This is a genomic window from Paenibacillus sp. FSL H3-0469 (assembly GCF_038051945.1).
Taxonomy (GTDB): domain Bacteria; phylum Bacillota; class Bacilli; order Paenibacillales; family Paenibacillaceae; genus Paenibacillus_AQ.
This window is the reverse complement of sequence record NZ_CP150302.1, coordinates 4391634-4415615: the sequence shown is the minus strand read 5'-3', so window position 1 is coordinate 4415615 and position 23982 is coordinate 4391634. Positions and strand designations below refer to the sequence as shown.

25 protein-coding genes and 1 pseudogene are annotated in these 23982 nt (G+C 45.8%); 22 read left to right on the top strand and 4 right to left on the bottom strand.

Annotation, left to right across the window (positions count from 1 at the left end; all coding sequences use genetic code 11):
• Positions 1 to 32 precede the first annotated feature (32 nt).
• Complete coding sequence (locus NSS83_RS19445; RefSeq protein ID WP_341346316.1) at positions 33 to 875, bottom strand: sialate O-acetylesterase; 843 nt, start codon at positions 873 to 875, stop codon at positions 33 to 35.
• Positions 876 to 1047: 172 nt separating this feature from the next.
• Here NSS83_RS19445 and NSS83_RS19440 point away from each other — a divergent pair, with 172 nt between their 5' ends.
• Positions 1048 to 1386 carry a hypothetical protein gene (locus NSS83_RS19440; protein WP_341346315.1) on the top strand — a complete coding sequence of 113 codons (339 nt, stop codon included), beginning with the start codon at positions 1048 to 1050 and terminating at the stop codon, positions 1384 to 1386.
• A 132-nt stretch (positions 1387 to 1518) separates the two neighbouring features.
• Here the strand turns inward: NSS83_RS19440 and NSS83_RS19435 are convergent, their stop codons facing one another.
• Positions 1519 to 2451, bottom strand: coding sequence for an AraC family transcriptional regulator (locus NSS83_RS19435; protein ID WP_341346314.1), 933 nt, complete (start codon positions 2449 to 2451; stop codon positions 1519 to 1521).
• A 158-nt stretch (positions 2452 to 2609) separates the two neighbouring features.
• Between NSS83_RS19435 and NSS83_RS19430 the strand changes: the two genes are divergently transcribed.
• Both NSS83_RS19430 and NSS83_RS19425 read left to right on the top strand, forming a co-directional pair.
• Positions 2610 to 3722, top strand: a complete 1113-nt coding sequence (locus NSS83_RS19430) for a serine hydrolase (RefSeq protein WP_341346313.1) — start codon at positions 2610 to 2612, stop codon at positions 3720 to 3722.
• Between the two features lie 282 nt (positions 3723 to 4004).
• The gene (locus NSS83_RS19425) at positions 4005 to 4727 is read left to right on the top strand and encodes an SUMF1/EgtB/PvdO family nonheme iron enzyme (RefSeq protein WP_341346312.1); all 723 of its coding nucleotides are present in this window, start codon (positions 4005 to 4007) and stop codon (positions 4725 to 4727) included.
• Positions 4728 to 5435: 708 nt separating this feature from the next.
• Here the strand turns inward: NSS83_RS19425 and NSS83_RS19420 are convergent.
• Positions 5436 to 5663 (bottom strand): hypothetical protein, encoded by a 228-nt coding sequence (locus NSS83_RS19420; RefSeq protein WP_341183219.1) that lies wholly within the window; start codon positions 5661 to 5663, stop codon positions 5436 to 5438.
• A gap of 361 nt (positions 5664 to 6024) precedes the next feature.
• Between NSS83_RS19420 and NSS83_RS19415 the strand changes: the two are divergent.
• From NSS83_RS19415 to NSS83_RS19375, 9 genes and pseudogenes are all read left to right on the top strand, one after another.
• Positions 6025 to 6435, top strand: a pseudogene (locus tag NSS83_RS19415) (transposase); the annotation flags it as partial.
• Between the two features lie 216 nt (positions 6436 to 6651).
• Entirely contained in the window at positions 6652 to 7458 is an 807-nt protein-coding gene (locus NSS83_RS19410) for a LuxR C-terminal-related transcriptional regulator (RefSeq protein WP_341183220.1), read from the top strand.
• Between the two features lie 316 nt (positions 7459 to 7774).
• The gene (locus NSS83_RS19405) at positions 7775 to 8251 is read left to right on the top strand and encodes a hypothetical protein (protein ID WP_341183221.1); all 477 of its coding nucleotides are present in this window, start codon (positions 7775 to 7777) and stop codon (positions 8249 to 8251) included.
• A gap of 104 nt (positions 8252 to 8355) precedes the next feature.
• A complete protein-coding gene (locus tag NSS83_RS19400) occupies positions 8356 to 8625 on the top strand; it encodes a hypothetical protein (RefSeq protein ID WP_341183222.1) in 270 nt (89 codons plus the stop codon).
• A 25-nt stretch (positions 8626 to 8650) separates the two neighbouring features.
• On the top strand, positions 8651 to 8905 hold the full coding sequence (locus tag NSS83_RS19395; protein ID WP_341183223.1) for a hypothetical protein: 255 nt from the start codon (positions 8651 to 8653) through the stop codon (positions 8903 to 8905).
• Between the two features lie 667 nt (positions 8906 to 9572).
• Positions 9573 to 11774: a peptidase domain-containing ABC transporter gene (locus tag NSS83_RS19390; RefSeq protein ID WP_341348747.1), complete on the top strand. Its 2202-nt coding sequence runs from the start codon at positions 9573 to 9575 to the stop codon at positions 11772 to 11774.
• Positions 11775 to 13436, top strand: coding sequence for an HlyD family efflux transporter periplasmic adaptor subunit (locus NSS83_RS19385; protein ID WP_341183224.1), 1662 nt, complete (start codon positions 11775 to 11777; stop codon positions 13434 to 13436). It abuts the gene before it with no gap.
• 13 nt (positions 13437 to 13449) lie between these two features.
• Complete coding sequence (locus NSS83_RS19380; RefSeq protein ID WP_341346311.1) at positions 13450 to 14748, top strand: hypothetical protein; 1299 nt, start codon at positions 13450 to 13452, stop codon at positions 14746 to 14748.
• Between the two features lie 673 nt (positions 14749 to 15421).
• Positions 15422 to 15703 (top strand): nitroreductase family protein, encoded by a 282-nt coding sequence (locus tag NSS83_RS19375; RefSeq protein WP_341183226.1) that lies wholly within the window; start codon positions 15422 to 15424, stop codon positions 15701 to 15703.
• Positions 15704 to 15774: 71 nt separating this feature from the next.
• Here NSS83_RS19375 and NSS83_RS19370 read toward each other — a convergent pair whose 3' ends face one another.
• Positions 15775 to 16317 carry a dihydrofolate reductase family protein gene (locus NSS83_RS19370; protein WP_341183227.1) on the bottom strand — a complete coding sequence of 181 codons (543 nt, stop codon included), beginning with the start codon at positions 16315 to 16317 and terminating at the stop codon, positions 15775 to 15777.
• Between the two features lie 73 nt (positions 16318 to 16390).
• On the opposite strand from NSS83_RS19370, the gene NSS83_RS19365 reads away from it, so the two are divergent.
• The 10 genes from NSS83_RS19365 (at position 16391) to NSS83_RS19320 (ending at position 23835) form a co-directional block, all read left to right on the top strand.
• Positions 16391 to 17296, top strand: a complete 906-nt coding sequence (locus tag NSS83_RS19365; protein WP_341346310.1) for a YafY family protein — start codon at positions 16391 to 16393, stop codon at positions 17294 to 17296.
• 281 nt (positions 17297 to 17577) lie between these two features.
• Positions 17578 to 18159, top strand: coding sequence for a Crp/Fnr family transcriptional regulator (locus NSS83_RS19360; protein WP_341346309.1), 582 nt, complete (start codon positions 17578 to 17580; stop codon positions 18157 to 18159).
• Between the two features lie 31 nt (positions 18160 to 18190).
• On the top strand, positions 18191 to 19249 hold the full coding sequence (locus NSS83_RS19355; RefSeq protein WP_341346308.1) for an SDR family NAD(P)-dependent oxidoreductase: 1059 nt from the start codon (positions 18191 to 18193) through the stop codon (positions 19247 to 19249).
• Positions 19250 to 19320: 71 nt separating this feature from the next.
• Complete coding sequence (locus NSS83_RS19350; protein ID WP_341346307.1) at positions 19321 to 19896, top strand: TetR/AcrR family transcriptional regulator; 576 nt, start codon at positions 19321 to 19323, stop codon at positions 19894 to 19896.
• A 224-nt stretch (positions 19897 to 20120) separates the two neighbouring features.
• The gene (locus NSS83_RS19345; RefSeq protein ID WP_341346306.1) at positions 20121 to 20972 is read left to right on the top strand and encodes an SDR family NAD(P)-dependent oxidoreductase; all 852 of its coding nucleotides are present in this window, start codon (positions 20121 to 20123) and stop codon (positions 20970 to 20972) included.
• 64 nt (positions 20973 to 21036) lie between these two features.
• A complete protein-coding gene (locus NSS83_RS19340; RefSeq protein WP_341183233.1) occupies positions 21037 to 21360 on the top strand; it encodes a putative quinol monooxygenase in 324 nt (107 codons plus the stop codon).
• 49 nt (positions 21361 to 21409) lie between these two features.
• Complete coding sequence (gene csaA / locus NSS83_RS19335; RefSeq protein WP_341183234.1) at positions 21410 to 21742, top strand: chaperone CsaA; 333 nt, start codon at positions 21410 to 21412, stop codon at positions 21740 to 21742.
• Positions 21743 to 21795: 53 nt separating this feature from the next.
• The gene (locus NSS83_RS19330) at positions 21796 to 22341 is read left to right on the top strand and encodes a MarR family transcriptional regulator (RefSeq protein ID WP_341346305.1); all 546 of its coding nucleotides are present in this window, start codon (positions 21796 to 21798) and stop codon (positions 22339 to 22341) included.
• Between the two features lie 121 nt (positions 22342 to 22462).
• Positions 22463 to 22972, top strand: a complete 510-nt coding sequence (locus NSS83_RS19325) for a hypothetical protein (RefSeq protein ID WP_341183236.1) — start codon at positions 22463 to 22465, stop codon at positions 22970 to 22972.
• Positions 22969 to 23835: an SDR family oxidoreductase gene (locus tag NSS83_RS19320; RefSeq protein ID WP_341183237.1), complete on the top strand. Its 867-nt coding sequence runs from the start codon at positions 22969 to 22971 to the stop codon at positions 23833 to 23835. Before NSS83_RS19325 ends, NSS83_RS19320 begins: the two co-directional genes overlap by 4 nt.
• Positions 23836 to 23982: the final 147 nt, after the last annotated feature.

Genomic DNA, 23982 nt, shown 5'->3' with positions numbered 1-23982 from the left:
TTTTCGCCGATAAACCCGTTACACTAAAGGGATCAAGGCTGCATAACCTTCACCATCTGCGCCTCGAATTCGGCGTAAGTGATCTTACCCAAAGCCAAATCCATGCTATGAAGGTAGATCTGTTCTGTTTTCGAATAGTCGCGCTTCACTTTCAGCGATTGCCCCTCGCCCGGGAGAGGCTCCAATACATGACACTTGTTCGAAAAAGCTTCGAAATAGCGGTAGCCGAATTTGCGTTGCGAAACCGCGTCTATATGAATGCCATCAGGATTCGCGGTCAACTCTGCCGCCGTTACAAAATAACAATTTTGCTGTTCGTTAGCGAAGCGCTGCAATTGTTCATTGACCTGTCTATACTCTGTCGCTTGCTGCCCAAAACCAGTCTTACCAAGGAAATCACCAAGTCCGCCAATGATCAACGGCACCTCATCAAGATTCAATTCGTTTCTTAGGGTCTCGATGATGAGGGTTAATTTCTCGTAATACGTTTCATGCAGCGATTGATAGCTGTCGCTCTCACCCTGGTGCCACAGAATCCCGCAGATTTGACTGGACCGCAAGGCGAAGCGAGCTTCGGACAAAGCATGCTGAAAAAGGATGCCCTCCGGATGCCAATCATTCAAAGAACTGCCACCTTCTGCACAAGGAATCAAACCAATTTCTTCATCAGAATTGGCTATCGACCAGGCATTGGCGAAAGACGCCGCCAGGCTTACACCGGAAACCGGACGGTCATAATTAATCGGCTCTGTCATCATCTGCCACTGTCCATTACGCAGCATTTTTATTTTTTCATTATATATAGGGTCGACTTCATGCAAGAATCCACGGCCTGCCATATTAGATTGACCCAACATTAAAAATGATTTTATCATTTAATCTTCATTCCTTTACATACCTAATATAAACTAATTGAATCATTATATAGTCTGATTAGACTAAAATCAATTAATGATCATTATGCCTGGAATTAGAGATAAACCAAGAAGATTTCTTTACTATCGCGGAAGCGATGCATGCGGTCATCCAATAAAGCTGAGAATTCCGTTGAAGGAAATTCAAAGGATTCTGCAGAGTGATGAGTCCAGGATCGCACTTGCTGTGTTCCAAGAAAAGATGTATGAACTATCCAGCGAAATGACGGCATTGTCTGTCATTCACAATGTACTGCAAAACTTGGTAGATCAACTCAAGCTCCATGCCGAAGTGAAGCTGAACCCGGGAGTCTGGATGGATAAAACTCTGCTACAGATCGTTGAAGCCCTTCCTTTATCCAAAAGTAATCTCAAGGAGGACCTATCCATGAACGATTTGATCAAGGCAGATCAACATTTATCCACGCTTAAGGATGTACGGATTGTTTACCTTTCAAAGTTGAACCGGTAAATAATACAAGGCCATCCCGTAAAGGATGGCCTTAAAACTTTTGAAGAGAAACGGCCAGTTGATTGGATCCGTGAGTCTTTCGAACAGTTTGACGTGAAGTCCTTGCTGGCAGTGGAACGAGAGGGTGTTCAGCTACCAGAAGCTTGCTTCATTTAGTTTGATCGGGATGCCGAATTCCATTTCGCACTGTCCATCCGGATGGTGAAGGGAGTTGGGGAAGTAAATCTCTAGGGCCGGACGTGAAACGTCCCATATATACGGGCTTAGGGGAAGCCACTCGATGGAGACCAGGTGCAGCAGATCTTTCACCGTATCCGGTCTGTCGGTCATCCGCACAATGGCGTATTTGCCTCCAGGAATCGTCCGGATGCCCAGATCGCCAGTCGGCGTGATCCGTTGCTCCGTTGTAATGCAAGCGTCATACCTGTGTCTGCCGTCAGGCGTGATGAAAGGGTCGTCGAGGATGAGTCCGACCGTCATACTTCCTTTTTTTAGTGCTTCTCTCGCGTCCAACCACGAGGCTACCCGCTCAAATAGCCCCGTAATGTCCGAATTGATTTTTCCTTCATTGATGGTTCCCCTATACCGGGCGTAGATAGCAGTCATTGGAGCAAGGTTCCGAATCTCAATCGGGAGTTCCGCCAGCTTGCGGGACAGTTCGGTGGACTTTTCAAAGGTGAACCGGGCCCTGAACCGTTCCGCAATTGTCTGGAGAGGAAACCTGTCCCGGCATTCGGAAGCACTCAGGCCGGTATGCTCGCGGAACACTCTGCAAAAGTGGGCCGGGGTTTGCATACCACAATCCAAGGCGATATCAGTTATGCTCCGGTTTGGGTGGAACAACAGTAGCTTGATTGCCTTCTCGATGCGGATCCGCCGGGTAAACCCGTGCACGTTCTCACCCATCACCGCTTTGAATACCCGATGGAAGTGAAAGGGGGAGAAGGCGCCCACGTCCGACACTTCTTTAAGGGTTAATGGATCCGTAAGATGCTCCTCCATGTAGTTGACGACATGGTTGACCCGGTACCGGTATTCCAATTCCAATGCTTTGGCTGTCACCATCCGTTTCACCGCCCTCCCTTATTCCCATTATTGATTAAATCCGATCTCTATTATAGCAAGAATTGTTAATCGGGTAGCAAGAAACTGGAAGACGATCCACGCCTATTACACTACCATAAGGGAAGATAGAAGAATAACCTTAAAGGGTGTGTTCATGTATGACCGAAATATTCCGTTATGCCAAGCTGGCCATGTTGGCAGGGGCAGCTAGCCTGATCCTTACCACGTCCGCTTGCTCTCCGGAAAAGTCCTTAGCCCCTGCGTTGTCCCCCGGCAACTCCAAGGTGATCAACTTGCCCAACGGGGAGTGGCCGATCGGCACTCCAGAGCAGGTTGAGATGGATCCCAAGGAAGTCGAAGCAGTGATGCAATATGCCAAGGAATCGCCGGTTCTCTCCATGCTAGTTGTTAAGGACGGCACAATTGTCTCCGAGTATTACAAGGATGGCATGTCGGATACCAAGCTGGCTATAAACTCGATCACCAAGAGCGTGACATCGCTCTTGATCGGGATAGCTATCGACAAAGGTTATCTGAAAGGAATAAATGAGCCGATAGAGCCATTTTTCCCCGAATATAAGGAGTTGTTCGATTCACCCGATAAGAGATCCATTACATTAGAGCACTTGCTCAGCATGACAAGTGGCTTACATTTCCCGGAATGGACTGATTGGAATTATATGATCCAGCCTATGACGGAGACCAAGGACTGGAACCAATTTGTACTCAGCCAACCGATGGATTCTAGGCCAGGTGAAATATGGAATTACAATACAGGCGGTTCCCAATTAATGGCGGCGATTCTCAGGAAAACGACTGGGCAATCCGAACTCGATTTTGCCAAGGAGCATCTGTTGGGTCCTCTCGGAATTGATAGCATGAAGTGGCCCCGTTCACCGGACGATTCGAATTCAGGGGGCTTCGGCCTGAAGATGAAGCCGCGGGATCTGGCCAAGATTGGCCAATTGGTGCTTAACCGTGGCGTATGGGATGGCAAGCGCATCGTCTCGGAAGCATGGATCCGGGAATCGACCTCTTGGCATTCGGAGGGAAATGTGTTTTTCGGCGAATATGGCCACCATTGGTGGATGAATCAGTACGGCGGGCACGAGGCGGTTTTTGGTATGGGTTATGCCGGCCAATATCTGACCATCGTACCCGACCTGGATCTAGTGATCGTCGTGAACTCGGCTGCCACCGGGAATCCCCGGGATACCACCCTTCCTATTCAGTTTATCGAGAGCTTGGTTAAAGCGGTGAAGAACAAATAGAGGACATAGTCCTAGCCTGCCGCTGTTTTATTGAGACTCCAATCAACGTTGACATTTGAATTTATACCACAATTAAAGGGCACCCACACGAATACTCTTTAATTTCGCTGTTAGAGTGATACGGTGAGCCGTACCATAAGTAACGGCAAGTTTTTTGCGGGTACATTTCAGAGCTATTAAACAGGATAATACAGTTAATAAATGAAACTTTCTGGCGATAAATGAGCAAGGGAGGTCAATAAGATTATCGAAAAATACGGAAGTGACAGAGAGCGGTTTCTAATGGATTTAATGAATTTGATGGTGCCGGTAAAGGGGGGGGCCATTGAATTACGCGATTATATTAACACAAATAAATGGTTTAGCTCTGACTACAGGTTATCAGATCCTGGAAGTAATAAAAAAGCTATTACATGGACTGAAACGATCGAACCTTTCCATGTAATGAAGTATCCGGTAACCCAGCAGTTGTATCATTTTGTCATGTATGAAGAAGAAGTAGAACCGAATGTGAATAATCTGCCAATTACAGAAGTTTCGTGGATGGATTCGCTTGTCTTTTGTAATGAATTATCCAGAATGCTTGGAAGGACGGAATGCTACATATTTACAAATGAAAGTGAGAACACGATATATAACAAGACAGCGAATGGCTTTCGATTACTGTCAGACGCTGAATGGCAATATGCGTGCAAAGCGGGAACCACGGGATATCGGTATGCAAGAATTGATCAAATTGCATGGTATCAAGAAAACGCTAATGGATCAGTTCATCAAGTAGGACAATCGCTTCCTAATCCATGGGGGCTTTTTGATATGATTTGGAACGTCTGGGAATGGTGCTGGGATCTATATGATACTGAACGATATGGGAACTATAGAGTCTTCCGGGGAGGCAGTTGGGCTGAAGTTGAGAACAACTGTGGTTCTACGAGTAGAAGGAAAAGCATGCCCGATATCAAGATAGATGATCTTGGTTTTAGAATAGCACTTACAAAACCTTGAGAACACGACACCAAGCATGCCGAAATTGACTTAAACTCGCCGTGAGGGCCCATCCTGCAAAGGATAGGCCTCAACTTGCCGTTATAGATAGCGCGGTGAACTGTATCATAAGTAGGGGCAAGTTTTTTGGAGAAAAACTCGCAGGAGCCTCTGTTACAGCATATCGACGATAGGGGCAGGGTAGATCACACTCCAGTCGGGATGATGCCTAAACGGCTTCTATGGGTTTATTTGTTTTACAATAGCCTCTCGGAATAACGAGCGCTGTAAAGAGGTTGAGCCAGAGAAAACAGAAGAACAGGGCTGGAAAAGATGGAAGATGAAAGTCAGTTTCAAAAAAGGGCAGACCCCTCTCTTGAGTTCGCAAGCTTTTTTTAAAAATCAGGTTAAAAAAGGAAGGAAGAGGTCTTTCAAAAGATCCCATTCTTTTTGTTGACTCCGCTACCAGGCGTGCATATGTTGGCAGATCATAATGCCGTAGGTGCGGATATACCACATCTCCGTGGAACAGTGCCAACCCGACTCAAGCTTGTAATCAAGCTTTTCCCGTTTGTTGGAGCGTTCAACAGAGGCACGGCGTTTGTAAATCTGTTTCCACGGCTCGGACCCGCGAAGGGTCTTCGGAAAGAGACGGAGATTCTCACGGCAAAACGTGTGGTAGGTCCGGCCGTATTTTGCAGAGGAACAACTGCAGGTGGGAGAACAACGTCACTTCCGGCGGTTTTGGGACTTGTCGAAGCCATTGGACTTCATTTCGTTGCCGTTCGGACAAAGGGGAATCCCGGTGGGCGAAATCGTGATTTCGCCCACCGTCACGGGTTTGGTGCCTCTAGGATTAAGATCAATAAACGGTTCAATGCGCTGAATGTCCAGAAGATGGTAAATGGACTCTGCATCATGAGCCGCATCCAGCAGCATTTTGTCGACCGTGCCCAAGGTGAATCGTCGCTGAAATTCAGTGGCACTGACGACGAGACTCACCGCATTATGCCGAGAGACGATTCGGACTACGTTAAAAAACGAAAATTAAGCTTCACTTAAAGAAACAATGGTGCATCCCTCCGAAGTCGAATGCCGAGTTTGTTGCGCGCATGGAGGACATTTTGGAGACCTATACCTGCCCTACGATCCTGAAATTCCTCTGATCTGTATGGACGAACAGCCGATTCAGCTTCTGGAGGATTCTCGTCCATCCGCGCCGATGAAACGGGGTAAGTGAGCGTGAGGATTATGAATACGCGAGAAAGGGAAGCTGTAGTGTGCTTTATTTACGGAACCGTTAGCCGGGTGGCGTCACGTACAGGCCAGCGAAAGACGAACCCAGATCGATGGGGTACTTCAAATCCAGGAATTACTGCACGTTCACTATCCAAACGCGAAACGTGTTCGGCTCATCATGGACAACTTGAATACACACTCGATCTCTTCATTGTATGAAGCTTTTCCGCCAGAACAGGCCTTGTTTTTAACTAAACGCCTGGAAACCCACGTTCCTCCCAAGCATTGGAGTTGGTTAAATATGGTCAAAATTGAACTGAGCTCGATGACGATCCAATTTCTGAATCGGCGCATTGGCTCCATTGAACAATTGCAACGCGAAATCACGGCATGGAAAATCGACCGGAATCAGGCCCGAAAATCCGTAGAATGGCTTTTCACCACTCCTATGGCCAAGGGGAAATTAAAACATTGGTATCCTGAAATTTAAATTGGTCATGGTACTAGTCTTTAACATATTATTTGATATAGTAGTGTAAATTCCATCATATTCCATAAATTTTTTTTGGATTATAGTAATCTGATGTAATTATGGAATAATTGTGGAATGTTTGAAGCGACATAACAAATGAAAAGAGGATGGTAATCTTACAAAATCTGGAAGAATAGGTAGAGGGAACATATCATAATCAGGGAAGTGTTCAACATGAGATTAAGCCATGGAAGTCAAACTGTCCCTAGGCCCTGGATATCTATTCAAGAATATTCAAAGCGGGAATGGAAACAATCCCTTAGATCCAGAAATAGGACAGTAGGGTTGGAACTAAGCCACAAACTTGTGAAACACGGCAACTTGACACATGTGACGCAAACGGAATTGGAAAGCATAAGCACAACTGTAGCCCAGACTCATTTGTTTCTACTGGCAGATGATGAAGGGATGTGCCTACAATTATTTGCTTCTTCTAAACAATTAAATCAGCTGAAAGAGCATTGTATAGAACCTGGAACACATTTTGCTATGAAGGATTTAGGAATCAATGCTATTTCAATTGCGATGGAATCAGGAAATACTGCAGTAGTAAAAGGGGAAGAGCATAGCCTCGAGTTTTTTTCCTCTTGGTGTTCCATTTGTACTCCTATTCAATCAGAAGAGAACATTCTTGGTTATTTGAATTTGTCCTTTAATTCAGAAGAAAATGAAATTTTTGCTGCGCCTCTACTGGGGAAAATTGTACGAAACATTGAGGAGCGTTTGGATTGGATGAATCCTATTGCGCGAAAGAAAAGAATCAAACTGAATTTGCAGGAATTTCATTTGACAAATAAGGAAAAGGAAGTCGCTTACTTATGGCTGGAAGGCTACAGTCGTTCAGAGATCGCCCAAATGCTTACTATCTCTCAGGAAACTGTTCGTTTTCATGTGAAGAATATTTATGAGAAGGTAGAGGTGAACAATCAGGTTGAGTTTGTGAAGAAAGTAATATTGTCTGGAATTAATAAGAATTATTAAATTCATCTTGACGTCTACAAATAAACTCCAAGAGCATTCACATAACTCTAATCCCCCCCTTTGGGGTAGTTAACAAAAACCCTAAAAGTTAGTAAAATATTGTTAATGTAGAAACATTAAATATATTTTCGAGTGAAGAGGGATACACTCATAGACTTTAATCCAGTTTTCATGTTCATCCATGGTGCTACTTGACTAATGAAGATATAAGAGACTAAGAGACTTTATATTGATTGATTTAAGTGGTCTATTGTCAATCGACTATGGATAACTAGTCAAAATTTGAGTCCTCATTAAAGGGAGAATAATTTTACATATGAAAATATTAGAAATAGGAAAAGAGTTTAAAATTGAGAATGTGTTGTCTTTGAGAAAGAAAATGACTCAAGCAGAAATTCAACAGGAAATGTTGAGTATTGGTGAATTCCTTGAGCAAAACAGTTTTTTTAAAAAAGGTCCTATTGTAACTGCCACCTTTGCAATTGAGCAATTAAATGAACAGCCACTATTAGATACAGAGATATTAGTTCCAATAGATAAGCCTGCAAATTTGTATGGTAAATATAAATTTAAAGATGTCTTTCACCTCATAAATGCAGTTTATGCTAGACATGAAGGCAATCCCAATACGTTACAGAATACATATATCGAATTAAATCAGTATATTAGTGAGAAGGGACTGCAACCGATAACAGCAGCTTACAATGTAAATGTTGTTGACTTACAACCGGGGCAATCCATGGATGATATGATTGTGGATGTTTATGTAGGAGTAAATCCTTCAATCGTATAAATGACGATTTTAGCTGTGATTTTTTGCTTCATAGTACTAGTCTATGTATCAGGATTACAGTTGAAATACATAAATGAAGTGAAAATAGTAAAGGAGGATTAATAATGACAGGTACAATGATTCTTAAGAATATTAATTTTATTGAGTTAACAAATGATGAATTGATATTTGTGGATGGCGGAGGTGTTTGGCAAGCCCTTGTAGGGGCGGCGGGAGCCATCTGTATTGGAACTGCCCCACTTGCAGGCGTAATTGCAGGGATTACCCTAGGCGTTGCAGGTTCACCGCTTGTAGGAGTAGGAGCAGGCATTGCTGCGGCAGGTTCTATGGCATCGGCGGGTTCAAGCATGCTGGATTATGCTACAAAAAAATAATTTAAAATAAGATGAGGTGACAAATATGGAATTATCCATATCCCATGGTTTTGTTGAATTAAATGAATTGACACTGTCTGAAATAAATGCAGGTGGTGTTTGGGGAGTTATTGGTGGTATAGCTGTTGTGGTTGCAGGAGCAGGAGGGGTTCTTGGTGGAGTAGGGCTACTACTTGTTCCCGAACCTACAGGGACAACTAAAGCCGGCGGAGTTATATCAATAGCAGGTGGAATAGCAACCATTGGTGGGGGGCTTGCCCAGATTGCAGCAAGCAGATAGTTATTAATTATAATATGTTCGTGTACAAGAAGGAATTTATGAAAATTCCTTCTTGTACAATTATTTGAACTTTAGAGGAGGTAATGAATATAATGGAAAAAAAATAAAAGCTTATAAATTTTCTATGTTAATGTCTATTATATGTATCATTTTAACAGGAGTTAACTATCTAGCTTTCAAGGTACCTTTAGTTGGAGTAGCGTTTATTATAGTTACAGTTTCGTTTATCATTTCTTTTTTTTGTTACAAAATGGAAATTAAAAATAGCCACAAATAACGATTTTCAATTAAAGCTATAAATGAGCAAAAATGTATACAAAAATTCCAGTACCACTCAAGCAACGTTGAATCGTGTTGACTACTTTTTAATACAAGGAAAGCACTTTGTCTCTATTTTCTTTTCGTTTTACAGTTTACTGGAAGTGAATTTGCTCATTTATAGATTAAAGCTAAACTAGCGTATGCCGGCAACTCAAGCTTCACGAGAAGAATATGTTCTGTAGTGATTTCTGGTTTTTAAATTTTCCTGGAAATAAAAAGATGAACTTCTTTTTTGTCTATGCCTAAGTTAGCATGTTTGTCCGCATCCAAATAGCGGAAAAGGTTCAATGACACATTAGTCCGGTTACACAAAAAAATTATATTATTGCTCTAGGCGGGGGTTTATCTGTTTAAAAAACTGATCTGCGTTAAACAACATGATATCAAAGACTGCGGCGCGGCCTGTCTGGCGACTATATGCAAGCAGTACGGTTTGAAAATTCCGATTTCCAGAGTGCGTGAAGCAGCGGGCACTGATAATCAGGGGACAAGTGCCTACGGTTTGGTTAAAGCTGCCGAGCAGCTTGGTTTTACTGTTAAGGCCGTTAAAGGAAATCAGGAATCCTTTTTTGGTGAATATCCTCTACCAGCAATTGCTCATGTGGTGGTTGATGGTATACTCCTACACTATGTAGTTATTCACAAGGTTACCCGAAAAGAGATAATACTGGCCGATCCGAGTAAGGGCATAGTCAGACTCAAGCCTGATGAGTTTTTTCAAATGTGGACCGGCGTTCTCATACTAATGGTACCAACTCCCCAATTTAAAAGAGGAGATCAAACAAAGGGATTGTTTTCCCGCTTTTTTGGTCTATTGATACCGCAGCGGCGAATGTTGGGCGGTATATTTTTGTCATCCATGCTCTTTACTATCTTGGGGATTCTATCAGCATTTTATTTTCAGCTACTTATAGACGAAATTCTCCCATATAGCCTCACCAAGACCCTACATATTGTTTCTATTGGAGTAATTGTACTTTACATATTTAAAGTGATTTTGAGTGCCTTTCGGAACCATATTCTTTTAACGCTGAGCCAAAAGCTCGATATTTCCTTGATCCTCGGTTACTATCATCATGTCCTGAAGCTGCCGATGAGTTTTTTCGGTACACGTAAAACCGGTGAAATTATTTCAAGGCTGATGGATACATCCAAGGTTCGGGATGCGATCTCCAGCGCGACGCTCACCGTAATGATTGATACAATCATGGTAATTGCCGGCGGAGCCATTCTCTATACTCAAAGCAATTTATTATTCGGTGTCACTTTATTAATGATTCCGTTTTATATCCTACTGGTATGGGGATTTCATAAGCCTTTTGATCGGCTGAACCGTGAACAGATGGAGAAGAACGCGCAGCTGACCTCTTATATTGTAGAATCAATAGAAGGCATAGAGACGGTAAAGGCATACCGTGCCGAAGGGCAATCAGGATTTGAGACAGAACGTAAATTTGTAAGCTTGTTGAAATCGGTTTTCCGGTTGGGGATTTTTAATAATATTCAGGGTTCGCTCAAGGCCACTGTTCAGTTAATTGGCGGTGTTATCATTCTTTGGGTTGGCGCCATTCAAGTCATTAAGGGTAATCTCTCCATTGGACAATTGCTCGCTTACAATTCATTGCTTGCTTACTTTTTGGAACCGATTCAGAATTTAATCAATTTGCAACCGACTATTCAAACGGCGATGGTAGCAGCCGACCGATTGAGCGAGATTCTGGACCTTGAAGCGGAGAAACAGGAGAATGAGGAGCAAAAGATGCGGCCTGCGGCTTTAAAAGGAGATATTGACTTTAGAGGAGTCTCTTTTCGCTATGGAACCCGTGCTATGGTTCTAGATGATATTCATTTGACGATTAATCAAGGGGAAAAGATAGCTTTGGTCGGCGAGAGCGGGTCAGGCAAGACCACTCTCATCAAGCTGTTGATGCAGTTCTATTCGCATGAGAAGGGCGATATTCTCATTGGAAACTATAATATTAAAGATATTCATTTAGACAGTCTGCGGGATCGTATCTCTTACATCTCTCAGGAGACCTTCTTCTTTAGTGGAACCATCCGTGAGAACTTATGTCTGGGAGCTGCAGCAGATTATACATTGGAGGAAATTGTAGCAGCATGTCAAATGGCTCAGGCACATGATTTTGTTAATCAATTACCGCTTCGGTATCAAACCATGCTGGAAGAGAACGGTGCTAATCTGTCGGGAGGCCAGAGACAGCGGCTGGCAATTGCCAGAGCGCTGCTGCGGAAGCCGGATATTCTAATACTGGATGAGGCTACGAGTAATCTGGACTCTACCACAGAACGAGCCGTCTCGGACACAATTAACTGTCTGGAAGATATAAGTATGGTTATTATCGCCCACAGGCTGAGCACAATTATGCGATGCGACCGGATTTACGTCATGGAGAAGGGGCATGTCATCGAATCCGGAAGTCACCGGCAGTTACAGAACCAAAGGGGGAAATACTACAGTCTTTGGAAGGATCAACTGCCTGAGGATGAGGAGCAATTTGCATATGCGGGAAGACCGGGTGAACGATAAATGGTGCAGATTAAGTTAACTGAATTAAGTGAAATGACGGATAGCCGTGAACTGCTTGAAGCTAAGACACATCGCTTTATATCAGGATTTTTGCTCCTTTTGCTAGTGTTGCTAGGTGCGGCAGCCATCTGGTCCTATTATGGAGAGATTGACACAACGTCCAAGGCGGCGGCAATAGTTCGGCCTAACGAGAAGGTCAGTACTGTGCAGACTTCATCAATGGGGAAAGTCACCGATGTTAAAGTCAGAGAAGGAATGACCGTACAAAAAGGTACAGAGCTGATAGCGATGGACACCAAGGATCTGGATCTTCAATTGGCTTCTCAAACCGGGCAACTGGAGAAAAGCAACCGCAGGCTATCACTGCTCAAGAGGTACCGGAATAGTGTAGCCTCACTTCATAACGATTTCTCGAAGACTCTGCCGGACGAAGTGGTTTATTATGATGAGGTAGAGCAATTTTTGCTGGAAAATCAGCGGATTCAACAGAGCCAGTCTGCATCATCACAAGAAATCGCCTCGGCCATTCATGACAATATGGGTTCACAGGCGTTGCTAAAGAACGATCTGGAGGTCCATCAATCCAAGCTTACAGAGCAACAAGTCGATATAAAACGCAAGCTCGGATTGCTTCAAACCGAGCTTGAGCAGGAGAAGCTTCTTCAGTATTCTGTAGCTGAGAATCGAAGCATGCCAGCTTCCGTCGAGAGCAAACACAGTCAACAATATGCGGCTTACGAGACCAAGTACGGACAGTTAAAGAAAGTAGCTGAGGAAAAGGAAGCGGATTATCATAGTTTGGAGGAACTCGGCGAAAGGCTTGTATCGCAGGTGGAGCTTGAAAATGCGCGGAGAGAGGCCGATACGTCGGCCTCTCAGGTTGAGCAGTTCAGAGAAGAGACTCTTTCGGGTATTTCCGCTAATGTATCGGATGCGGACGTTCAGCTGAAAGAGCTGCAAACCGATCTGGAAACACTGATCCGGCAAGCGTCTGCCAGATACTCAGAAGCGGAAGGAACCCGATTGCAGCAGGACAAGCTGATCCAAGAACTTGAGGATTTGGAGAACAGTAAAGAACTTGGACGATCTGTGGAACAGACAGCCCTGAACAAATTGAAGGCAGACCGGATTGTTCAGATAGGCAGCTCAATCGAAGAGGAGCAGGCCAACGCGAAGTTACTGCAAAACAACATTCAGCAACTGAAGCTGGAGAAAAGTAACCGTAGTCTCTCTGCCCCTATTGACGGCACGCTGAACATTCTTAAAGAAGTCAATGTAGGAGATGTAGTCCAGACGGGAGAAGCCTTGCTTGCAGTCATTCCCGCTAACGAATCCATGTATAAAATGAGTTTGGCTGTTCCTAATTCCGAAGCAGGACAGATCAAGCTCGGTGACAAGGTCCACTTTAATTTTGCTGCGTTTCCCAAGCAGAGTTATGGCTCCCTGACCGGAACCGTTACCTCTATTGCCAGCGATTCTGTCGTTCAGCAGGACGGCCGTAGCTATTATCTAGTGGAGGCAGCATTATCCGGCAAAAACTTAGTCAATCGCCGAGGAGAACAGGGTGAGATCCGCTTGGGAATGAGCGCTGAGGCTTATATTATCACCGACTCCAAACGCATTCTCGACTTTGTACTGGAGAAGATCAATCTCAAGGAATAGAGAGGGTTCAGGGATGGGATTCTTAAAAAAAAATCAATTAATCTTTATATATCTAGGAATATGGTTGGTCCTTTGGGTACCATCTGCTTATGCAGATGGTACAATTTCGTCATCTTCTGTGTCTTCTGTAAGGAAGCTTTCGATGGAGGAAGCTGTTCAACTAGCTCTTACAAACATTGATGATATCCAGCAGGCTAAGGGTAAGATTACGGAGAGCAGCGCTAATACTGCTTATATAGCTTCGGAGAAAAAGGAACTGGAGTCTAAAAGCGTTTCTGTGAATTTGGGTCTTTTTCCAGTGAACACAACTGATTTTTTACAGCAAATCCCGGAATTCAATCAGTTAGGTGAAGAGGAACAGCAACAGATTCTTCAAGCAATTGGACTTCAAATCGCCATTAATAGTTCGATTAATCAGTGGATCGGGCTCCAGTCCCAAATGCAAACTAGCTATAATGAGCAGTTGAAAGACAAGCAACTGCAAACCTATGAGGCTCAACTTAGAAGTTTGGTCTATGATAACGAACTGGCAGAACTTGCTCTCATGAAGACACAACAACTTGTAATCTATGCCGTTAGTCAGCAATATATTCAATTAGCGGCTCTATCATCCCAAATAGCGTATCAACAAAATATGTATGCTCACTCCAGCACACTAGCTTCGGATGCCCAGATCCTGTTTCGTACCGGAAGGACATCCAAGAGTGAGTGGGATGAGGTGCAAAGGCAACAGCGTATTCAGCAAAGTAAGCTGGATTCTCAGGTTAGAGGCTATAAAACACAGTTGGGGCAGTTGGCACGAGAGTTAAAGCTGGACCTGCATACCTCAATTGAGATTGAGAATATTACAATTGCAACTCCCCAATTAACTGATTACGAGCAGACTCTAGACTTATCTCGCAATTATGAAATTCAAGAAGCGGATGCGAAGATAAAGTTTGCCAAGGATAATCTGAACAGTCTAACAGACCCTGGAACGGAGTTGAAGCACTACTATACGGTGCTTTGGTCGAATGCTGTTAGTCAAAGAGATGCCATATGGTCTAGGCTGGAGAATAAATGGGCTGATCAGAAGGCGAAGCTGACTGAGTTATACTATCGACTGCAGGATGCAATAGATGAGGAACAAGACGCTGCCCAGCTTGCAGAGGACGCGAGCCAGCTATATTCAAAAGGCAGGTTATCGCTGAGTGAATTGGATAAGGCCAGTCAGACACAGCGGCAGGCGGAAATGAGCAAAACAGATTTGCTCTACCAGTATTTATTGCAAGCGGAGACCTGCAAACTCGCAACACACGGTATGATATTATAAGAAGTTAATGGGTCTTTCCCAAAATGCCACGAAATGGCTTGTTTTAGACAGCCCCTTTTGACAGATAATAAACTGTTACTTAATGACAAAATTCAAATTGTTGTATCAATTTGGACAACACCTTTTAACTATTTGTTGGAGCATGTCAGAACCCAAAAGCATTACTTCCCGACACTAGGATGGTCCAGAATAGATTTAGAATGAGCTTTAAACAAACGAATATATACTTACTCTAACGGGAAAATCAGTGGTTTTAGAGGACTCTTTTCTAATGAGTTTACTCAAGAGATAGAAGCAAAAATATTAATTATTACGAATATTATCCTAGGAAACAGAATACACGAGCAAATTCAATGGAATTTTATTCATATATCTCTCACTTGTTAAAACTAGAGGATGCTAACTTCACTAGAAGTCAGTTGGACAGGATGGTCGGAACAGGTGGTTCTACTCAGAACTATGTTATTGGTATGGAACGCATAGGACTCGTCGAAAAGACAAATCAAAATAATGGGGTTATTCATTATTGGATTAAAGATCCGAAGGTTGTGTACGCTTTAGAAAATAACTTAAAGATTGAGAAATAAGAGACTACTCTATAAGGAATATAGTAGAATTCTTTGTTGCAATATAACTTGAGGGCACCCCAAAGAGGTGCCCTTTATTTTCGCTGTTGATCCGTAAAGAACGTGATCCGTGGAAAATGAAGGAAGCGATGCTTGCCGCCGCTGCGTTTATCCAGAATTTGCAGCTCCTGGCCTGGGAACAAGGGATTGGTTTTGTGTGGAAAACGAACGAGTACAACCGGGAGAACGTTTTTACCAGCCAGGTTGGCATTTCCCCTGAAGAATGTCTGATAGGCACCTTGCACGTAGATTACATCAACAAGGAGCATGTTCCCAAGCCCAGACCCCGCAAGCCAGCGGAGGATTTGGTCACTTGGGTGGAGGGGTGAGAAGAAATCTTCTGCAAGATTGAAGGAACAGCCATTCCCGTTGGGAATGGCTGTTAAACTTTCTTCTTCAGCTATTGCGGTGAACCGTATCGTGTTTGATAATGAAGCATCACGATCTGACCCATTCGCTCGGTATGGGTTAAGGTTAGATTCTCTGGCACTGTTCCGGCAGGGAATAAGGGAATGCCTTCTCCCAGAATGGTGGGAATAAGCGCAATTCGGAGCTCATCCAGCAATTGAAGCTTCAGGACGCTCTGGACAAGCAATCCACCGCCTACAATCCAGACCTTGCCTTCTGAGGTTTGTTGTAACCGGGGGATAAGCCGGTCAATGGATTCTCCTGTAAAAACAACATGTGGCGCAGGCGGTTGCCCGGAACGCGTAAGGACAAAAGCCGGTTTATCTGCATAGGGGAATTCATCGGCTAGCTTCAGCACCTCTTCATAAGTATTTCGCCCCATCACTACGCTTCCTACTGTTCCATAGAATTCACTATACCCGTTATCCCCTCCATTTCCTTCGATCTCATACAACCAGTCGACAGAGCCATCGGGCCTTGCAATGTAACCATCCAGACTCATAGCGATGTACAGCACAACTTTATGTTTTGACATTGTTAATCGCTCCCTTCTAGATTCAATGATACACTTGAACTATGACAAAATATGACGTAGTTAGGTGAAGCCATTGATTAATCGAAGACTGGAAATTATGCGGACATTGGATTCAAGGACCAAATTTACGGCCCGCCAGCTGGCAGAACGATTCGGAGTATCGCTAAGGACGATCCAGCGCGATCTGGATTATCTGCAGCAGATGGGGGTTCCTCTGTATTCGGAGGTAGGCATCCACGGGGGGTACCGGGTGCTGCCGAACCGGATTTTGCCACCCCTTCAATTAACACAGCACGAAGCGTTGGGATTGTTCCTGATGATTGAATATTTGGAGCATATTCCGGACTTTCCCTATGGAATCATCCGGGCTCAACTGGCAGATCAGTATTATTCGGGATTGCCGGATGATGTGCGGGATCTGATTAGTCGTTCGAAGCAGCATCTTGCTGTTCTTCAGCACTCTTCGATACGCCCAGCTCCGTTAACGACCCAGGTGTTAGGTGCAGCCGTGGAGAAGAGAGAGATTACATTTGCTTATCATTCCCGCAGCGGCAAGAAGAATGTGCAGGTCTATCCGCTCGGGATCTATTATGAACAAGGGTATTGGTATATGCCCGCCAGCAAGCAGGGTGAGATTCGCCTGTATCGGGTCGATCGGATGGAGCAGCTGGAGGAAGGGCCTCACCGAATAGAGGAGTCACTTCCAACGCTCGCAGCATGGATGAAGGCCGGGGAGACCAGGGATAGCACCGAAGTCATATTACATTTTACGGATATGGGTGTAAGGCTGGCGGAGTCGGACCGGTTATTCGCTTCAGTTCTGGACAGGGAATGGCGCGGCTGTATTCCTGTGAAAGAGTTCCCGTTCACAGCGCAGAAGCTGCTTGCCTACGGACCGGAAGTGAAGGTGGTCTCTCCAAGGGAGTTGCAGGAATCCGTCAGAGAGTTGCTGGAGAAGACTATAAGTCAGTATTCATGAAAATACTCAATATCCATTTTTCCGGGGTGTTGACGGTGATGCTGATACGATCGTTTCTGTGGAGATCACCCACGGATTCAATGCTACCCACGCTAAGGAATTTAACCATGCCTTGTTGCAATTCTTGAAGGGCTGATACTACATAAAAACCGTCTTATGTTATTAATGAATTAGCCTGAACAGCTGTATCCATCTTTTATTTATAAGAAATAAACATATGTTAATAAGGTCTTACCTCATACAGGCTACAATTGCAATAAGAAGAAAAAGGAGCAGAGCAGATGGATGATAAATATAACTCAATAATGGAGAAGATACTGAACCGTTACAAAAGCTACATCAGCAGCGATACCTTGGAGAAGCTTGTAGAAGTCAAGAAAACGCTTCATTATGGCAAAGGCGAGCTACTCTATCTTGAGAATAAGGGCTATCTCCTGTTGTCGGGCATTCTGCGCGGATTTTATTTGGATGCGGACGGCAATGATGTGACACATATGTTTGTTTTTGAGGGCAATACCTACGGTATGGATTTTGTGACGACCGACAAGCCTCATGTATGCAGCTTCGAGGCGTTGGAGGCGTGTGTGGCGGTTGAACTGAACCGGGCTGTGCTTAGGGAGCAAATTCAGAATAATCCAGGTTTAATGATGGCATATATCCACATGCTTGAAGAAGCATTGAAGCGAAAAATACTGCGGGAAACCAGTCTTGTCACAAAAACAGCCACAGAGCGGTATATGGATTTGAAGAAAGAACACCCGCAAATAGAAAAAAAGGTAAACCAAGCCCATATTGCCTCTTATCTGGGAATTTCGCCTGTCTCCTTAAGCCGCATCCGCCGCGTGATTAGAGAGGAGAACTAACCGCATCGAGACTTGAAGGGAGAATGAAATAATGGAATCCTCAACCAAGCAGGAGCCGATACAATCGAAATTCGGAGCGAAAACAACTGCCCGGCAAATTGCCGGCCATTATAATTTGAGAGGAAAAAATGCAATTGTGACTGGAGGATATTCCGGTGTGGGCCTCGAAATAACGAAGGCACTGGCAAAGGCCGGAGCGGAGGTGCTCGTTCCAGTACGCAATCTTCTCAAAGCCCAGGCGGCATTGAAGGGGATTCCTAATGTGAAAATCGGTGTAATGGATTTGATGAAACCCGATTCTATCGATTTTTTTGCAGAGCAGTTTCTGGCTACCGGTAAAAAACTGCACCTGCTTATTAACGATGCCGGCATCATGGCGCCTCCGCTTCAAAGAGACCCGCGTGGCTTTGAATCCCAATTTGTCACAAATCATCTCGGCCATTTCCAACTGACTGCCAGACTTTGGCCCGCTTTGGTAAAAGCGGAAGGAGCGCGTGTGGTTGCGGTCTCTTCAAGAGCGCAGCGCTGGGGCGGTGTTCTTTTTGATGATCCCCATTTCTTCAGAACTGAATATGATCCGAAGCGCGCGTATGCTCAGTCCAAGTCAGCCAATGTATTGTTTGCCGTAGAGCTTGACCGGTTAGGCAGAGACTACGGTGTCAGAGCGTATGCAGCCCATCCCGGTCTGGTTCCCTCCACCAATCTTGGCAGCAGCTCCATGAGTGAACACGCTTCCGGGCTGGCAACAGGCATGATGAAAATACTACCCCGAATCTTACGGTTATTCCGTGTTACCAGTGTACTCAACCTGTTTAAACAGTTGAAGCCCCATCATGTTGGCGATGAATTCAAAACTAACCAGCAGGGAGCCGCGACGCCGGTATGGTGTGCATTAAGCGGTGAATTGGCTGGCTTGGGCGGCGTGTACTGCGAGGATTGCAACATTGCCGTTGCTGTTCAGGATAGCGCCTCACCTTATGGGGTGCTGCCGTGGGCAATCGATCCCGTACAGGCCAAGCGCCTGTGGTCGCTGAGTGAGGAATTAACGGGTGTTGCATTTCCGAGTGAGGGGACCCCCCACACCGTATAGACAGATTCACATCCGGCCTGGTGGAATCCTTCGTCATGGACATTTGAATATAGCACTGCTATAATGGCGGTATGAACACATATGACAAAATATTAGCAGCTGCTCTTAAGGTACTCGAAGAGGAGGGCGGAGCCCACTTTTCGACGCGAGCCGTAACTAAGATCGCACAGGTTACGGCGCCTACACTCTACCACCATTTCGGCAATGCCGATGGACTCCTGAGCGCAGCTATAGTGGAAGCGTTCCAACAGTTATTTAAAAGCAAGATTACCGCTGTGGAGTCCACCATTCCAGAGATGGCTCTTCGTCAAGGATGGGATGACTATGTCCGCTTCGCGGCAGCCCGTCCTCGGATTTATGCGGCGATGATGGGGCGGTTGCTCGAGGGCGCCCATATCGAAGCGGCAGATCAGTCGTACCAAGCCCTGGTGAACAATATTCAGAGAACCGCCGCCGAAGGCAAACTGGCTGTGCCAGCCCAGGCTGCGGCAGATCTGGTCTGGGCTTCCGCCAATACGGCCTCTTGGCTGTATGTGACGGCCCAGACTCGTAAGGGACCCCCACCCGAAACCGGCGTCATTGATCTCATTCGGGACAGTATAATGCAGATCATTTTGATCCAAGGGCCGGATGCCGATTCAAGATGAGGAATCCGATGACAGAGCCTGGAGATTCCGGGCAAAGCCCCAATCTAGCAGCGGCATAAGAAAGATCGCCTATCCAACCTGGACCTCCAGGAGGATGGCGATCTTTTTTATGTTTGGAGAAAAGGTATAGCACCGCTATAGACAATGCCGTATAGCGGTGCTATAATATTTCTATAGCGGTGCTATACCGTGGTCCGTATCTCATCAAATTTAGGAGGGTTACTATGCCATTCAAAACCCAAGAACTGGTCGTCGTCACAGGTACGTCCAGCGGCATCGGTAGAGCTACCGCAGAGAGGCTCGCCGCTGAAGGATTTTACGTTTTGGCGGGGGTTCGTCGTCAGGAAGACGCCGACACAATCAAACGCACAAATATCGAGCCGGTGATCGTTGATGTTACCAATACCGGCACACTAAAGGCACTGGCCGAACGGGTGGAGAAAGATCCGCTTGGTCGCCCTTTGCGGGCAGTGGTCAACAATGCCGGTATTGCCGTTAACGCACCTCTTGAGATGGTTCCGCTCGACGAATTTCGCCGCCAGATCGAAGTCAGTGTGATTGGACAGGTCGCGGTTATTCAGGCGCTTACCCCCGCCTTGCTGAACAGCGGCGGGCGCGTGGTCAATATCGGTTCGCTTGGGGGCAAGGTCTCCATGCCCGGCTTCGGAATTTATTCGGCTGCTAAGTATGCTATGGAAGCAATCAATGACAGTCTGCGCAGGGAGATGTCCTCGTTTGGATTGAAGGTGATCATGATCACACCGGGGGGTGTCAGCACTGGCCTGTCGGAGCAAGGGATTACGACAGCGGAGCGGCTGGCCAAGTTAATGACGCCGGACCAGCACAGGCGCCATGACCGTCTTTTTGATGCCGTGAAGGCTCAGGCTGAAGCATGGGCAAAGGACGGTATCCGCCCTGAGAAGGTAGCAGCAGTAGTATCACAAGCAATTCACGTAAGTAAGCCGCGTACCCGTTACACGGTCGGTCGCGATTCGGCACTGCTGACCCGACTGGTCCGTATTCTTCCAGACAAGCTCCTCGACCGGATGCTGCGCAGCCAGATGAAATTGCAGTAAGGGGAGAATGGGTGATGTCACAAAAACAGTTTGAATCATCTACTATAAATTAGGAGGAATTAGTATGAACGATACAAGGAACCATTACGTTACTGTACTCTGGGAGGCCAGAGCTAAGGCGGGGAGAGAAGCCGAGATGAAGGCATTTATGACTGCTGCTGTCACTCCGTCGCGCAACGACCCGGGAAACATTGACTACGAGGCTCATGAGGTGGAAGGCCAGCCTGGCACATTTATCATTTACGAGCGCTGGGATAACCGGGATGCTCTCGAACGGCACCTGAACGCCCCCCGGATGCAGGAACTGGTTCCCCAGCTTTTAGAACTGATGGAGGGATCTATTGAGGAAGGGATTCGACTCCTGCAACCGTTCCGTCCAGAAGTGTGAGAGATATTTTCCTGAGCGGTTAAAGACTTTGGTGGAGGAGGCAAAACGCTTGGCAACGATCGATGATTTTGCGGTACTGGATATTCGTGTCGGAACGATTAAGGAAGCGGAGTTTTTTGCAGAAGCAAAGGTCCATGCGATAAAGCTTAAGATTGATTTCGGACCCGAAATCGGTATGAAATCCTCAAGTGCCCAAATCACTAAGCGTTACAAGGCTGGGGATGTTGTAGGGAAGCAAATTATAGGAATCGTTAATTTTCCTCCCCGGCGCATTGCGGGATTCAAATCGGAGGTGTTAGTTTTGGGAGGAGTTCCGGAAAAAGGAGATGTTATTCTATTAAAGCCGGATACTGAATTGCCTAATGGTACTCCTATTGCGTAAAAATAAGGCCGTGAAATGTTGACACGAAAGTAATTAGGTGCCATACTACATGTATGAACAACAATAGAAAAATAAATGACATGGAGGCTATTCCCTCCCTTGTACAATCCCAGCGTCAGATTGACCGCTATAACCTGGACATAGACGCACAGGCTATACTCGTCGCGTCTAGGCTAATGGCAGCGGGAGCCCAGCTTGGTCAGGCCTCGGAGATTCATTTCTCCAGATTCGGCTTATCAACAGGCCGATATCGTGTATTGGCAGATCTCGAAGATTACGAAGGAGAAGAGTTGCCTTCGCAATTAGCAGAGCATCTAGGCGTTACACGTGCTACAGTGACTGGTCTGATCGACATTCTTGAACGGGATGGCCTAGTATCTAGACGGTTAAGCTCAAAAGATGGCCGCCAGAAATCGGTTATTTTGACGGAAGAAGGAGCGAAGAAGCTACGTGAAATGGCTCCTGAGCATTTCGCTTGGCTGGAGGCCACGGTGGGCTTACTCAGTATAGACGAGCGCAGCGTATTCCTCGACTTGCTGGGCCGGGTTACACAAGGCATCTCTGTCCTTATGGACGAACCAGGCTCGAAACCAAAATGAAACATCAGTAATGAGTAGAATGGGCTAGTAATGCTAGCCTCTTTTTACTCCTATATAGTTAGGAACCTAATTATATCTCGCTGAAAGTACTCAAATGGATTGATCAGAAGGGGGCAACGAAATGAACCAGATGAAATACCCGAATCCGCCAGATGATGCTTATGGTATCAAGACGGTGGATTCCAGAAAAAAGCCCTTTGCACTATGGCGTGAAGTTGTAATGGCCTATGCTGCTCCTGCCATCATGGCAGGTATTGGGGGATTGGTTACTGCTGATAGGGGGCTTCAAATCGGAGCATTGACCACAATCGGCGGTGCATCAGCTTTGATGGCCTTGATGATTGGCCTTATATTGCGCAGCCGGGTGGGTCATATGCGATGGGTCACAGGTGCACCTCACTTGGTTGTGGTAGGAGGATTCGCAATAGCCGGTTCCTTGTATGGCCTATGCGCGGCATGGGTGACATCTGCTGTACTGGAACTTATGATGCCGGGCCATCACTTGGCCTGGGCCGATCGCGTCTGGACCGATTTCCCGTTGTCCGGATTCATAGCAAGCACGATAGTGACATGGCGGTGGCGTCTCGCCGTTACCACCCATTTGACATCCAAAAGGAGAAGAAAAAAATGATAGTTATTGTGGGAGCAACAGGTACGATAGGCAGTGCGCTGGTGGAACGTTTGGCTGATCTTGGCGTGCCCGTCAGGGCTCTGAGCAGAGAGCCGGAGAAGTTGCGTAAGCAGATCGGAGAGAAGGGCCGATCTGCTATCGAGGTCGTATGGGCAGATGCTGCTGACCCCGAATCGCTGCGCCGCGCATGTACAGGTGCCAGCCAGCTCTTCCTCGCCATGTCCAACAGTCCAAGACAAATTGAACTGGAAACTTCAATCATTCAGATTGCAGGCCAATCTGGAATCGAGCACATCGTGAAAATATCCAGCCCAGCCTTTGAGCAGAGCTCTCCAGTAGCAGTGGCGGGCTGGCATCAAGAAATCGAGCAAGTGCTGAGGGAATCAGGTCTCACCCATACCGTGTTACGCCCGTACGCATTCATGCAAAACCTAATGCGCTTTGCACCAACGATTACAACCCAAAATGTTTTCTTCGGCTCCATGGGCCATTCACCGTGTAACTTCATTGACTGCCGCGATATCGCAGACGTTGCCGCAGAAGCTCTAACTAACCCTGAGGTCACAGGCCAAATATATACGCTTACGGGTTCAGAGATTTTCAGCTATCCTCAGATCGCAGCCCGGCTGTCCGCCCTGCTCCATCGGCCAATAAGTTACATCAATATGGAACCCGAAGAACTACTCCGTAATCTTATCGAGAATGGGCATATGCCTCCTTGGCTGGCGAACCACGTTGTGGAGATTCAAACCATGTCCAGGGTGGTTCCAGAAAGTCCAAATGACACGGTGAGGCGCCTGCTCGGCAGAGAGCCGCGCAAGCTGGAAGCTTTTCTGCAGGAGTATGTGGAGAATTTCCGGTAGTGGATGTCAATGACACGGGGTTGTGAAATCACACCCTTTTGGATAACGTATTAATGATGGTTACAAAAAGGGAGATTAGCAGCTACGAACTGTTAATCTCCCTTTTGCAACCCTGCTATTCGCTTACTTCTTTCTCCGTCTGCCGAA